General features: G+C 60.9%; 10 protein-coding genes. All 10 read right to left on the bottom strand.

Annotated features, from left to right (window positions below; translation table 11 throughout):
* Window positions 1-68 precede the first annotated feature (68 nt).
* The 10 genes from ileS to ACEN9F_RS11985 all read right to left on the bottom strand — a co-directional run bounded on the left by ileS (window position 69) and on the right by ACEN9F_RS11985 (window position 13,349).
* Window positions 69-2,936: an isoleucine--tRNA ligase gene (gene ileS, locus ACEN9F_RS12030; protein ID WP_413420252.1), complete on the bottom strand. Its 2,868-nt coding sequence runs from the start codon at window positions 2,934-2,936 to the stop codon at window positions 69-71.
* A 64-nt stretch (window positions 2,937-3,000) separates the two neighbouring features.
* Window positions 3,001-3,957 (bottom strand): bifunctional riboflavin kinase/FAD synthetase, encoded by a 957-nt coding sequence (locus ACEN9F_RS12025; protein ID WP_413420251.1) that lies wholly within the window; start codon window positions 3,955-3,957, stop codon window positions 3,001-3,003.
* A 145-nt stretch (window positions 3,958-4,102) separates the two neighbouring features.
* Window positions 4,103-5,290: a tetratricopeptide repeat protein gene (locus ACEN9F_RS12020; protein WP_413427042.1), complete on the bottom strand. Its 1,188-nt coding sequence runs from the start codon at window positions 5,288-5,290 to the stop codon at window positions 4,103-4,105.
* A gap of 106 nt (window positions 5,291-5,396) precedes the next feature.
* Entirely contained in the window at window positions 5,397-5,828 is a 432-nt protein-coding gene (locus ACEN9F_RS12015) for an ExbD/TolR family protein (RefSeq protein ID WP_413420250.1), read from the bottom strand.
* A gap of 62 nt (window positions 5,829-5,890) precedes the next feature.
* Complete coding sequence (locus ACEN9F_RS12010; RefSeq protein ID WP_161007509.1) at window positions 5,891-6,319, bottom strand: ExbD/TolR family protein; 429 nt, start codon at window positions 6,317-6,319, stop codon at window positions 5,891-5,893.
* A gap of 6 nt (window positions 6,320-6,325) precedes the next feature.
* Window positions 6,326-7,240, bottom strand: coding sequence for a MotA/TolQ/ExbB proton channel family protein (locus ACEN9F_RS12005; RefSeq protein WP_413420249.1), 915 nt, complete (start codon window positions 7,238-7,240; stop codon window positions 6,326-6,328).
* Between the two features lie 81 nt (window positions 7,241-7,321).
* Window positions 7,322-7,984, bottom strand: coding sequence for an energy transducer TonB (locus tag ACEN9F_RS12000; RefSeq protein WP_413420248.1), 663 nt, complete (start codon window positions 7,982-7,984; stop codon window positions 7,322-7,324).
* Window positions 7,985-8,500: 516 nt separating this feature from the next.
* Window positions 8,501-10,039 carry a SpoVR family protein gene (locus tag ACEN9F_RS11995; protein WP_413420247.1) on the bottom strand — a complete coding sequence of 513 codons (1,539 nt, stop codon included), beginning with the start codon at window positions 10,037-10,039 and terminating at the stop codon, window positions 8,501-8,503.
* A 1-nt stretch (window position 10,040) separates the two neighbouring features.
* A complete protein-coding gene (locus ACEN9F_RS11990) occupies window positions 10,041-11,309 on the bottom strand; it encodes a YeaH/YhbH family protein (RefSeq protein ID WP_413420246.1) in 1,269 nt (422 codons plus the stop codon).
* Window positions 11,310-11,426: 117 nt separating this feature from the next.
* The gene (locus ACEN9F_RS11985; RefSeq protein ID WP_020701570.1) at window positions 11,427-13,349 is read right to left on the bottom strand and encodes a PrkA family serine protein kinase; all 1,923 of its coding nucleotides are present in this window, start codon (window positions 13,347-13,349) and stop codon (window positions 11,427-11,429) included.
* Window positions 13,350-13,351: the final 2 nt, after the last annotated feature.

The raw sequence follows: 13,351 nt of genomic DNA, 5'->3' as shown, positions 1-13,351 counted from the left end.
ATCCATGCTGAGCATCCGCGTCAGGCTCGGCATGGGTTCCCGCCTGCGCGGGAACGACGGGCTGTATATTAAGCGAACTTGCGTTTTTCGCCCGCACCAAACAGATTGCTATGGCAGCGGCCGCACAGGGTAGGGTGGTCCGCATGCGCGCCGACGTCGGCGCGGTAGTGCCAGCAGCGTTCGCACTTGGCGGCGGCCGATGCGGCCACTTCCACCGTTTCGTCGGCTTCGCTACCCACTTCGACGGCCTTGGCCAGCGAGGTGATGAAGACGAACTTCAGGTCCTCTTCCAGGCTGGCCAGCAGCTGGTACTTGTCGCCGGCGGCCTTGATGGTCAGTTCCGCCTGCAGCGAGGAACCGATCGCGCCCGAGGTGCGCAGGTCTTCCAGCTGCTTGGTGACGTCGGTGCGCACTTCGCGCAGCGCCGTGTACTTGGCCAGCAGCGCCGCGCCGTCGGCCAGTTCCGGCAACTGCCACCAGGTCTGCGTGAAGATGGTCTCGTCGCTGGCGTTGAAGGCTTCCGGGCCGGCGAAGATGGCCCAGGCTTCTTCGGCCGTGAACGACAGCGCCGGCGCCATCAGGCGCAGCAGGCTTTGCGTGATATGCCACAGCGCGGTCTGCGCCGAACGGCGCGACTGCGAGCCGACGCCGGTGGTGTACAGGCGGTCCTTCAGGATGTCGAGGTAGAAGCCGCCCAGGTCCTCGGAGCAGAAGTTCTGCAGCTTGGAGTAGATCGGCTGGAACTCGTAGCGCAGGTAGTGCTGGGCGATTTCCGCCTGCAGCGCGGCCATGTTGGCGATCGCGTAGCGGTCGATTTCCAGCAGTTCGGCGACCGGCACGGCGTCCTTGGCGGCGTCGAAGTCCGACAGGTTGGCCAGCAGGAAGCGCAGTGTGTTGCGGATGCGGCGATAGGCTTCGGTCACGCGCTTGAGGATCTCGTCGGAGATCGACAGTTCGCCGGTGTAGTCGGTGGTGGCCACCCACAGGCGCAGCATGTCGGCGCCCAGCTTGTTCCACACGTCCTGCGGCGCGACCGTGTTGCCGATCGACTTGGACATCTTCTTGCCTTCGCCGTCGACCACGAAGCCGTGCGTCAGCAGCGCCTTGTACGGCGGCGCGCCGTTCAGCATCGAGGACGTCAGCAGCGAGGAATGGAACCAGCCGCGGTGCTGGTCCGAACCTTCCAGGTACAGGTCGGCGGGGAAGGCCGACTGCTGCTTGTGCGAACCGCGCAGCACGGTCTGGTGGGTGGAGCCGGAGTCGAACCAGACGTCCAGCGTGTCCTTGTTCTTGATGTACATCTCGGCTTCGGCGCCGATCAGGTCTTTCAGGTCGAGCGCCAGCCAGGCGTCGATGCCGCCTTTTTCGATCAGCTGGGCCACCTGCTCCAGCAGCTCCTGGGTGCGCGGGTGCAGCTCGCCGGTTTCCTTGTGGACCACGAAGGCCATCGGCACGCCCCATTGGCGCTGGCGCGACAGCGTCCAGTCGGGACGGTTGGCGATCATGCCGTGCAGGCGCGCCTTGCCCCAGTCGGGGAAGAATTCGGTCTGTTCGATGCCGGCCAGCGCCGACTGGCGCAGCGTGGCGCCGCCGTCCTTCGGATGCACGTCCATGCCGGCGAACCACTGCGAGGTGGCGCGGTAGATGATCGGCGACTTGTGGCGCCAGCAGTGCATATAGCTGTGGTCGAACATCTTCACTTCGAACAGTGCGCCGGCTTCCTTCAGGGCGCCGCAGATCGGCTTGGAGGCTTCCCAGATGGTCATGCCGCCGAACAGCGGCAGCGTCGACGCGTATTTGCCGTCGCCCATCACCGGGGTCAGGATCTGGTCGTCCTTCAGGCCGTGCGCCTTGCAGGATATAAAGTCGTCCAGGCCGTAGGCGGGCGCCGAGTGGACCACGCCGGTGCCGCTGTCGGCGGTCACGTAGTCGGCCAGGTACATCGGCGACAGGCGGTCGAAGAAGGCGTCCGACGCGTGCAGCGGGTGGCGGAAGCTGATGCCGCCCAGCGCGGCGCCGTCGCAGGTGGCGATGGTGACGCCGTCCAGCTTGTAGCGCGCGAGGCAGGCCTCCACCAGTTCCTGCGCCAGGATCAACAGCAAAGGCTGGCCGTCGCGCGCGGTTTCGACCAGCGCGTATTTCAGTTCGGGATGGACGTTCAGCGCCTGGTTGGACGGGATGGTCCAGGGCGTGGTGGTCCAGATGACGACGAAGCCGTTCTCGGTCGGCAGCCGGTCCAGGCCGAAGGCGGCGGCCAGCTTGCCGAATTCGGCGAACTTGAAGCCGACGTCGATGGCCGGATCGCGCTTGTCCTGGTATTCCACTTCCGCTTCCGCCAGCGCGGACTGGCAGTCGAAGCACCAGTTGACCGGCTTCAGGCCGCGGTAGACATAGCCTTTTTCCAGCATCTTGCCGAGGGCGCGCAGTTCGTCGGCCTCGTTCGAGTAGTTCATGGTCAGGTAAGGGTTCTGCCATTCGCCCAGCACGCCGAGGCGGATGAAGTCCTTGCGCTGGCGGTCGACCTGCTCCAGCGCGTAGGCGCGGGCCTTGGTCAGCACTTCGGCGGTCGGCAGGTTCTTGCCGTATTGTTTTTCGATCTGGATCTCGATCGGCATGCCGTGGCAATCCCAGCCCGGCACGTAGGGCGCGTCGTAGCCGGCCAGGGTGCGCGATTTGACGACCATGTCCTTGAGGATCTTGTTGACGGCGTGGCCGATGTGGATGTCGCCGTTGGCGTACGGCGGGCCGTCGTGCAGGATGAATTTCGGACGGCCGGCGGCGGCCTTGCGCACGCGCTCGTAGATCTTCTTGTCTTGCCATTCCTTGACCCAGTTCGGCTCGCGCTTGGCCATATCGCCGCGCATCGGGAACGGAGTTTCGGTCATGTTGACCGGGTATTTGCTTTCAGGCTTCTTTGCGGATTTGTTATCGGACATGGTCTTCTTCAGTGATTTTATTCGGGAGTTCGGTGTAGCCGGCGCGCGTAGCTAAATCGCGCGGTCAAATTCGGTCGGTCGCATTGGTCGCAAAGTACGCGCGGGCGATCCTGGCGTCCTCGTGGATGGCGGCGGTCAGCGTCGGCAGGTCGACGTATTTTTCCTCGTCGCGTATCTTGGCCAGGAACTCGACGCGCACCTGCCTGCCGTAGCAGTTCTGGGCGAAGTCGAACACATGCACTTCCAGCAGCACGCGGCCGCTGTCGTCGACGGTCGGGCGCACGCCCAGGCTGGCGACGGCCGGCAAGGGCTGGTCCGCCAGGCCGTGCACCTGGACGATGAAGATGCCCGCCAGCGCCGGGCGGTGCGGCACGCGCAGGTTCAGCGTCGGGAAGCCCAGGGTGCGGCCCAGCTTCTGGCCGTGGATCACGTGGCCGGAAATGGCGTAGGGATGGCCCAGCAGCGCCTCGGCATGCGGGAAATCGCCGGCGGCCAGCGCGGCGCGCACGGCGGAGGAGGAAATCCGGGTGCTGCCGTTCATCACGGTCGGCAGCGTCTCGACGTGGAAGCCGTACTGCCTGCCCGCCTCCAGCAGCATGGCGACGTTGCCGGCGCGGCGGGCGCCATAGCAGAAGTCGTCGCCGACCATCAGCCATTTGACGTGCAGGCCCTCGACCAGCACCTTTTCGGTGAATTCTTGCGGCGTCAGCGCCGCGAACGGGGCCGAGAAGTGCTCGACGATGACGCGGTCGATGCCGTTGTCGGACAGCGATTGCAGCTTGTCGCGCAGGTTGGCGATGCGCGGCGGCGCCTTGGACAGGTCGCCGGCCTTGTGCGCGAAGAATTCGCGCGGATGCGGTTCGAAGGTCATCACGGCCGCTTCCAGCCCCAGGCCGGTGGCGGCGGCGCGCACGCGGGCCAGCAATGCCTGGTGGCCGAGATGGACACCGTCGAAGTTGCCGATCGTGAGCGCGCAGGGCGCACGCGCCGCAGCATTGGGGAGACCTCGAAATACCTTCATGGGAATCTGGTAAGAATTATCGCGAAATAGAGGATTATACGGGGAATAGCTCAAAGCGAAAAAAAAGCGCTGCCGGCCGGGGCCGGACAGCGCTTGCGCGCAGAAAGCGGGGCTGCGGCAACCGCCGCCGGCCCCGCCGTCTGGATTACAGTGGACGGTTGATGTTCAGGGTCCAGTAGCGGGCCAGGTCGGCGGTGCCGTCCGTGCCTTTGACCGACTTCAGCGTCGACAGCGCGGCGGCTTTCTTGCCGGCCTGCGCCTGGGCGATACCCAGGTGCAGCTTGATCGCCTCGGGGTTCTTGCCGGTGCCCAGCTTCACGGCCTGGTCCAGCAGCGCCAGGCCCTTGTCGTTCTTGCCTTGGGAAACCAGGGCGTAGCCCAGGTTGGCCAGCGCGTCGGCGTCTTTGGCCTTGGTGGCTTCCGCTTCGGCGGTGGCCAGCTTGGCGTCGAAGTCGGTCTGGGTCTTGGCGGCCAGGTCTTTCAGGCGCTGGTGGCGGGCGGCGTCGGAACCGGTGCCCAGTGCGCCTTTCTTGTAGCCCTGGTCGATGATCTTGATCGCTTCGGCCGGGTTCTGCACTTGCAGCGCCAGCTGGCTCATTTCCATGTATTCGGCCGGCTTGGCCAGCAGGCCGTTGACCAGGCGCAGGCGCAGCACGTCCAGCGACAGCGACGAGGCGAAGCCAGGCTTGCCCGATACGCGGTTCAGCAGGTCGGCCCAGTAGCTCGACTTAGGATAGGAGCCGGCCAGTTTTTCCAGGGTCTGCACGTAGCCGGCCTTGTCGTTCTGCTTGAGCTGGATGTTGGCCAGCATGCCCAGCTGGTTTTCGCTCAGGTTTTTCGAGCTTTGCAGTTCCTTGGCGGCTTCGGCGTACTTGCCGGAGGTGTACAGGATTTGCACGATGTACTCGTGGGCCGAGGTGTTGCCCGGGTTGTCTTTCAGCACGCGCTGGAACCAGGTCACGGCTTTTGGATAATCCTTGGCGCGGTAGTAAATGCCGGCCAGGGCTTCCGAGAATTTGGCGGATTCGGCAGGCGACAGCTTGCCGGAGTTGATCACGGATTCGAAGGAGCGGGCGGCGGTGTCGTTGTCGCCGGCGGCGACCGCGGCCGAAGCGCGGGTGCGTTCGATCAGATAAGTTTCGTTGGCCGATTTGCCGCCAACTGCGTCAGTTTCTTTCAGTTTGGCAAGTGCTTCCTTGTTCTTGCCTGCCGCAGCCAGTTTCTGTGCTTCCTGCAATGGTTTGCCGATTTCTGCGCGCACCGTTTCTGCTGCATAGGCGACCGACGAGAAACCTGCGATGGGGGCTGCTGCAGTAAAACCAATAGCGGCCATTACCAGGCCGAGATGAGCGAGACGAAACTTGGTCATGGGTAATTTTCTTTCTTCAAAATGCGAAATAGGCAGGAATGGTCCTGCCTATCGTTGAACATAGAACTGATTATTGGAACTGTTCGTTGCCGACCAGGCCAATCTTGGTCACGCCGAGACGCTGGGCCGAAGCCATCACGCCCGCCACGACTTTGTACGACACCAGCTTGTTCGGACGCAGATGCACTTCCGGCTGGTCAGCTTGCGCTGCGACATCGGTCAGCTTGGCTTCCAGGGTGCCGCGGTCGGGAACGACCACGTTATCCCACAGAACCGTGCCGTCGAAGTCGACGTCAATCGTGATGACCACAGGTTCCTTCGTTGGCGGCGGCGGGGTGCCGACCGGCATGTTCAGGTTGACCGAGTGGTTGGCCTTAGGAATCGTAATGATCATCATGATAATCAGCACCAGCATCACGTCGATGAGGGGCGTCATATTCATTTCCATCATTGGTTCCGGGTCCGCGCCACTTGCAGCTGGGGAGCCGACATTCATACTCATGGATGTTTCCTTTTAAGAAGGGCAGGCCTGAACCGCAGGCCTGCACAATGCACTGTCGGGGATTAACCCTTATCAGGCGGTTCGGTGATGAAGCCGACCTTCTGAATACCAGCACGCTGGGTAGTGTAAATGACCTTGCCGATTGCTTCGTAGCGTGTTTCTTGGTCGCCACGTACATGGACTTCCGGCTGAGGCAACTTCACAGCTTCCACCTTCAGATTGTCGAACAACTCATTCGCGTCGCGCATCTTCCGCTGATTCCAGTAGATGTCGCCATCCTTGCTAACAACGATGTTGACATCTTCCGGCTTGGTCTGGATAACCTGGTTGGTTTCTTCCGGCAGCTGGATCTTGATCAGCTTCAGAACAACCGGGCTCGTGATCAGGAAGATAATCAGCAGAACCAACATGATGTCCACCAGGGGCGTCGTGTTGATTTCTGACATGACTTGATCTTCGTCTCCGCTATCGGAGCCTACGGACATCGACATGATTAATTATCCAATCTTTTTAGCGCCGGCTGCGCGGCCAGCTTCGCTGGTGGACATGGCGCCCGAGATCAGTACCGAGTGCACGTCGGCCGAGAACGAACGGACATCTTCCATGGCCGACTTGTTACGACGCACCAGCCAGTTGTAACCCAGCACCGCTGGCACCGCGACGAACAGACCGAAAGCGGTCATGATCAGTGCTTCACCCACCGGGCCTGCCACTTTGTCGATCGATGCGTTACCGGACATGCCGATGGCGATCAGTGCATTGTAAATACCCCAAACGGTACCGAACAGACCGATGAACGGCGAGGTCGAACCAACGGTTGCCAGGAACGACAGGCCGTCTTGCAGACGCGATTGCACTTTGTCGACAGCGCGCTGGATCGACATGGTCACCCAGGTCGACAGGTCGATTTGTTCCAGCAGGGCGCCGTCGTGGTGCACGGTGGCCTTGGTGCCGGTTTCAGCGATGAAGCGGAATGGCGAGCCTTCTTTCAGGGCAGCCGAACCAGCAGCGATCGACGATGCTTTCCAGAACTTGGCCGAGGTTTCTTTCGACTGCTTGAAGATCTTGGCCTGGTCGATCAGCTTGGTGACGATGATGTACCACGAACCCATCGACATCAGCGACAGGATGATCAGGGTGCCGCGCGATACGAAACCTGCGTCCCAGACAGCTTTGAAGCCGTATGGATTTTCCACTTCTTCTTTGGCGTGTGCTGCCGGTGCGTCTGCTGCTGGCGCTTCTGCTGCTGCAGGTGCTGCTGCCGCATCCGCTGCTGGAGCGGCTGCTGGTGCCGAAGCGGCTGCCGAGGCTGGCGCGTCAGCGAAAGCTGGTGCGCTTACCAGGGCGGTGGCTGCGGTCACGGAAAACAGCACAGCGGCCAGTACAGCGGACAAACGGGTATTCTTAAACATGCTTCCTCCAAATTGATAAAATAATCAGATCGCTGAATGACAACGAAAATTACTAAGTGAGACGGTCAAGCTGCCTCGGGTTTACTCCAGCGTCCAGACGTATTGCATCTGCTGCCAGCCTTCTTGTGGTACACCGTCAACGGTGGCCGGTTTGAAACGGCACTTACTGATACCGGCGACTGCGGCCTTGTCCAAGTCGCGGAATCCACTGGATTTCACCACTTTGGATTCGCCAACGCGGCCGTCGGCTGCAATCAAGAACGACAGCGTTACGGTGCCGGTTTCTTCATTACGCAGGGACGACTTCGGCCATTCCGGCTTGGCGCAGGTGCCAAAGTCCACCACTGCTGCGGTTCTCACGCCGGTCTTTGCCGGACCAGGTGGGGCTGCTGGCGGCGCCGGTGGCGCTTTCTGCAGTTCGTTCGTCGCAGGCTTCACGTTGGTCGCGTTAGCGATCGTGTTGTTCGGCGGCGGCGGTTGCTGCACATTCACCTCAACTGGCGGGATGAAAGGCGGCGGTGGCGCTTTCATCTCTGGCGGAGGTGGTGGCGGCGGGAGCTCTTTCGGCGGAGGAGGTTTGACTTCCTCGATAATCTTGGTCTCCACTGGTGCGATCATCTTGCTTACCAGTCGCGTTCCCAAGCCCGTCACGATCCCATAAGCGACCAGGACGTGCAACAAAACGACAATGGTAATGCCTGTAAAGTTCTTCCCGGTGCTTTTCTCGTTGTGCGTGAAATTCATGCCTGCTTTCTCCAATACCAACTCTTTTTGTTGCTACTAAACCCCAAAATGGCGACACAAAACAACAGCCGCATCCGGGACGTCGGCGAATTATACATACGAATTCTTGATTTTACATAGAATTTTCATCCCTAAAACCGGTTAAATTTCATAGGGTTTTCCTATATGATAGCGCTCCCTTTGCACTGTTCTGGATCAATATGCAAGACTCTGCGGCGCAAATTTGTGCGGGAACGCACCATGACGTTACTTAGTTTTCCCTTAAGGCCAAAAACGGAATTTTATGCGTGTAATTTTACTACGCGCAATTGATAATTTGGCCGTAAATGTTTCTTTGATGAAATTATTGCGGGGCGCGCTATACAAGTAGTTGAAGAAAAATATTGACTTCGCGCCCGCATCGTGCTGCTCTCAAAAAAACCGGGGTCAGAGCGCCGCCGCTGACCCCGGTTTAGTCCTTGCAAGAGCCGTGCCTGAAACGCGCGGCGCCTGACCAAAGCCTTATATATATGCCGCTCAGGATCCGCGCGCCCGTTTCTCGCGCTTGACCTCCATCGAGCTGACGACCTCGCCGTTCGGTCCCACCGTTTCCAGATGGACGTCGAAGCCCCATAAGCGGGCCACATGCTTGAGCACCTCGCCGGCCTGCTGGTTGAGCGGACGGCGCTGGAACTGCGTGTGGCGCAAGGTCAGCGCGCGGTCGTCCCGGGTATTGACGGACCACACCTGGATGTTGGGCTCACGGTTACCGAGGTTATATTGTTCCGCCAGTTGCTGGCGCACGTAACGGTAGCCCAGGTCGTCGTGGATGGCCGAGATCGCCAGCTTCTCGTTGTTGTCGTCGTCCAGCACGGCGAAGAAGTGGAACTCGCGTATCAGCTTGGGCGACAGGTACTGGGCGATGAAGCTCTCGTCCTTGAAGTTGCGCATGGCGAAGTCCAGCGTCTTGCGCCAGTCGCTGCCGGCGATGTCGGGGAACCACTCGCGGTCCTCGTCGGTCGGGTGCTCGCAGATGCGGCGGATGTCGGTCATCATCGCGAAGCCCAGCGCGTACGGGTTGATGCCGCTGTAGTAGGGGCTGTTGACCGGCGGCTGGTAGACCACGTTGGTATGGCTCTTCAGGAACTCCATCATGAAGCCGTCGCCCACCACGCCCTCGTCGTACAACTGGTTGAGGATGGTGTAATGCCAGAAGGTGGCCCAGCCCTCGTTCATCACCTGGGTCTGGCGCTGCGGATAGAAGTATTGCGAAATCTTGCGCACGATGCGCACCATTTCGCGCTGCCAGGGCTCCAACAATGGTGCATATTTCTCGATGAAGTACAGCAGGTTCTCCTCCGGCTCGGGCGGGAAGCGCGGCGCCGCCTTGGCCGCTTCCTCTTCCTCGCGCCGCGGCAGGGTGCGCCACAGGTCGTTGATCTGCGATTGCACGTAGGCTTCGCGCTCCTTCTGCCGCGCGCGCTCCTCCATCATCGACAGCTTGGCCGGGCGCTTGTAGCGGTCGACCCCGTAGTTTTGGATGGCGTGGCAGGAATCGAGCAGCAGCTCGACGGCGTCGATGCCGTGGCGCTGCTCGCACTCGGCGATGTAGTTCTTGGCGAACACCATATAGTCAACGATGGCCTCGGCGTCGGTCCAGGTGCGGAACAGGTAGTTGCCCTTGAAGAAGGAGTTGTGGCCGTAGGCCGCGTGCGCGATCACCAGCGCCTGCATGGTCAGGCTGTTCTCCTCCATCAGGTAGGCGATGCAGGGATCGGAGTTGATGACGATCTCGTAGGCCAGGCCCATCTGCCCGCGCTTGTAGCCCTTCTCGGTCGACAGGAAATGCTTGCCGAACGACCAGTGGTTGTACGACACCGGCATGCCGACAGAGGTGTAGGCGTCCATCATCTGCTCGGCGGTGATGATCTCCAGCTGGTTCGGATAGGTGTCCAGCCCGAAGTTCTCGGCGACGCGCCGGATCTCCTGGTGGGCCTGCTCGATCAGTTCGAACGTCCATTCGGACTGTTCGGGCAGGGCGCGCGGATGGCGTGGCTTGGCGGTCATGTCGTTCATCTTATTTCGGCTGTTTCTTGAACAGTTCGCGGAACACCGGATAGATATCGGCCGGCGTGACTATTTTTTGCATGGCGAAATGCGGATGGTGGTCCGGCACCTGCGAATACTGCTCCCACAGGTTTTGCGGCGGGCCGTCGGTGATTTCCACATAGGTGTAGTACTGCACCTTGGGCATGATGGTATTGATCAGCAGCTGGCGGCACAGCACCGAGTCGTTGTCCCAGTTGTCGCCGTCGGAGGCCTGCGCCACGTAGCTGTTCCAGCTGCCGGCGCCGAAGCGCTCGTCGATGATCTTGTCCAGCAGGTGCAGGGCCGACGACACCACGGTGCCGCCCGACTCGCGCGAGTGGAAGAATTCCTCCTCGTCCACCTCGGCCGCCGCCGTATGGTGGCGGATGAACACCACCTCGATCTTGTCGTACACGCGCTTGAGGAACAGGTACAGCAGGATGAAGAAGCGCTTGGCGGTGTCCTTGCGGGTTTCATCCATCGAGCCGGAGACGTCCATGACGCAGAACATCACCGCCTGCGTCATCGGCTTGGGCACCTTGACGCGGTTGGAATAGCGCAGGTCGAACGGATCGATGAAGGGGATGGCCAGCAGCCGCGTATGCAGGTGGTGGATCAGCTTTTTCAGCTCGACCACGCGCGGCGCGTCGAGCGGCGCGCCGTCGAGCAGCAGCTCCTCGAGCTCGCGCTCGGCCTCGATGACGCGCTTGCGCGAATTGCCGCCGACCGCGATGCGCCGCCCCAGCGCGCCGCGCAGCGAGCGCAGCACGTGGATGTTGGACGGCGTGCCCGACATATTGTAGCCGGCGCGCTGGTTCTTGAATTCGGTGGTCGAGGTCAGCTGGGTCTTGACCATGTGCGGCAGTTCCAGGTCTTCGAAGAAGTAGTTCATGAACTCTTCGCGCGACAGCTCGAAGATGAAGTCGTCCTCGGTCAGCTGGTCGCTATTGCCGGCCTTGCCGCGGCCGGCGCCGCCGCCGCCTTTCGGGCGATTGATCAGGTCGCCTTTCTGGTATTCCTGGTTGCCGGGATTGATGGTTTCCCACACGCCGCCATGGGCGTGGCCAAAAGAGGGTTCGCCCACGTCCTTGACGGGGATGGACACTTTTTCGCCGTTTTCAATATCGGTGATGGAGCGGCCCTTGATGGCACGTCCCACCGCGTCCTTGATCTGGGCCTTGTAGCGCCGCAAGAAGCGCTCGCGGTTGACCGCGGACTTGTTCTTGCCCTGCAAACGTCGGTCGATGAGGTAAGTCAAAAGATGCCTCCTGCTGCTATTGGTCGGCGCTCCGTCGTTCCCGCGACAGCGGGAACCCATACTCAGCAACCTGTCGTGCTCAGCATGGATTCCCGCCTGCGCGGGAATGACGCTGCATTAAGACGACTTCCTCACCCGCAAATACCACTCGCACAGCAACCGGACCTGCTTGGCCGTATAGCCTTTCTCCACCATGCGTGCGACGAAGTCGGCGTGCTTGTTGGCGTCTTCGGCGCTGGCCTTGGCGTTGAACGAAATCACCGGCAACAGTTCCTCGGTGTTCGAGAACATCTTCTTCTCGATCACGGTGCGGAATTTTTCATAGCTGGTCCACGCCGGATTCTTGCCGCCATTATTAGCGCGCGCCCGCAGCCCGAAGTTGACGATCTCGTTGCGGAAATCCTTGGGATTCGAGATGCCGGCCGGTTTCTCGATCTTCTCCAGCTCGTTGTTCAGCGACTCGCGGTCGAAGCTCTCGCCGGTGTCGGGATCGCGGTATTCCTGGTCCTGGATCCAGAAGTCGGCGAAGGTCACGTAGCGGTCGAAGATGTTCTGGCCGTATTCGGAATACGATTCCAGGTAGGCGGTCTGGATTTCCTTGCCGATGAACTCGACGTATTTCTGCGCCAGGTGCTCCTTGATATACGAGAAGTACTTCTGCTCGGTCTCCGGCGGGAACTGCTCGCGCTCGACCTGCTGCTCCAGCACGTACAGCAGGTGCACCGGATTGGCCGCCACTTCGGTGTTGTCGAAGTTGAAGACCTTGGACAGGATCTTGAAGGCGAAGCGCGTCGACAGCCCGTTCATGCCCTCGTCGACGCCGGCGTAGTCGACGTATTCGTGCATCGACTTGGCCTTCGGATCGGTGTCCTTGAGGTTCTCGCCGTCGTAGACCAGCATCTTGCTGAAGATGCTGGAGTTCTCGGGATCCTTGAGCCGCGACAGGATCGCGAACTGCGCCATCATCTTCAGCGTGCCGGGCGCGCATGGGGCCTGGTACAGCGAGGAGTTGGCCACCAGCTTGTCGTAGATCTTGATCTCGTCGGTGACGCGCAGGCAGTACGGCACCTTGACGATGTAGATACGGTCGAGGAATGCCTCGTTGTTGCGGTTGTTCTTGAAGGTCTTCCATTCCGACTCGTTCGAGTGGGCCAGGATGATGCCGTCGAACGGGATCGCGCCGAAGCCTTCGGTGCCCTTGTAGTTGCCTTCCTGGGTGGCGGTCAGCAGCGGATGCAGCACCTTGATCGGGGCCTTGAACATCTCGACGAATTCCATCAAGCCCTGGTTGGCCAGGCACAGGCCGCCCGAGTAGCTGTAGGCGTCCGGATCGTCCTGCGAATAATCCTCCAGCTTGCGGATATCGACCTTGCCGACCAGCGAGGAGATATCCTGGTTGTTCTCGTCGCCCGGCTCGGTCTTGGAAATCGCCACCTGCTTCAGCACCGAAGGGTAGCGCTTGACCACGCGGAACTGGTTGATGTCGCCGTTGAACTCGTGCAGGCGCTTGACCGCCCACGGGCTCGGGATGTTGCGCAGGTAGCGGCGCGGGATGCCGTAGTCCTCTTCCAGGATCACGCCGTCCTCTTCCTCGTTGAACAGGCCGAGCGGCGATTCGTTGACCGGCGAGCCCTTGAGGCAATAGAAGGGCACGTGCTCCATCAGCGATTTGAGCTTTTCCGCGATCGACGACTTGCCGCCGCCGACCGGCCCCAGCAGATACAGGATCTGCTTGCGTTCCTCCAGCCCCTGCGCCGCGTGGCGGAAATAGGAAACCACTTGCTCGATCACTTCCTCGGTACCGTAGAACTCACGGAATGCCGGATATATCTTGATGACCTTGTTCGCGAAAATGCGTGACAGCCGGGTGTCGTTGCGGGTGTCGACTAATGTCGGTTCGCCGATGGCGGCCAACATGCGCTCGGGAGCGCTGGCGTAGGTGAGTCGATCTTTTTTGCAAAGGTCGAGATATTCCTTCATGGACATCTCTTCTTCTTTGGTCCGTTCGTACCGTGCGGCGTAGTTGTCAAAAATGGTCATTT

The organism is Duganella sp. CT11-25 (assembly GCF_047302815.1).
In the GTDB taxonomy this organism is placed as follows: Bacteria; Pseudomonadota; Gammaproteobacteria; order Burkholderiales; family Burkholderiaceae_D; genus Rugamonas.
This window is presented reverse-complemented; position numbering and strand designations above follow the sequence as displayed.

Excerpts from the sequence above, each read along its gene's own strand:
- ACEN9F_RS12025 (WP_413420251.1), bottom strand. The coding sequence starts at position 3,957 with ATGAAGGTATTTCGAGGTCTCCCCAATGCTGCGGCGCGTGCGCCCTGC.
- ACEN9F_RS12000 (WP_413420248.1), bottom strand. The coding sequence starts at position 7,984 with ATGAATTTCACGCACAACGAGAAAAGCACCGGGAAGAACTTTACAGGC.
- ACEN9F_RS12005 (WP_413420249.1), bottom strand. The coding sequence starts at position 7,240 with ATGTTTAAGAATACCCGTTTGTCCGCTGTACTGGCCGCTGTGCTGTTT.
- ileS (WP_413420252.1), bottom strand. The coding sequence starts at position 2,936 with ATGTCCGATAACAAATCCGCAAAGAAGCCTGAAAGCAAATACCCGGTC.
- ACEN9F_RS12020 (WP_413427042.1), bottom strand. The coding sequence starts at position 5,290 with ATGGCCGCTATTGGTTTTACTGCAGCAGCCCCCATCGCAGGTTTCTCG.
- ACEN9F_RS12015 (WP_413420250.1), bottom strand. The coding sequence starts at position 5,828 with ATGAGTATGAATGTCGGCTCCCCAGCTGCAAGTGGCGCGGACCCGGAA.
- ACEN9F_RS11995 (WP_413420247.1), bottom strand. The coding sequence starts at position 10,039 with ATGAACGACATGACCGCCAAGCCACGCCATCCGCGCGCCCTGCCCGAA.
- ACEN9F_RS12010 (WP_161007509.1), bottom strand. The coding sequence starts at position 6,319 with ATGTCGATGTCCGTAGGCTCCGATAGCGGAGACGAAGATCAAGTCATG.
- ACEN9F_RS11985 (WP_020701570.1), bottom strand. The coding sequence starts at position 13,349 with ATGACCATTTTTGACAACTACGCCGCACGGTACGAACGGACCAAAGAA.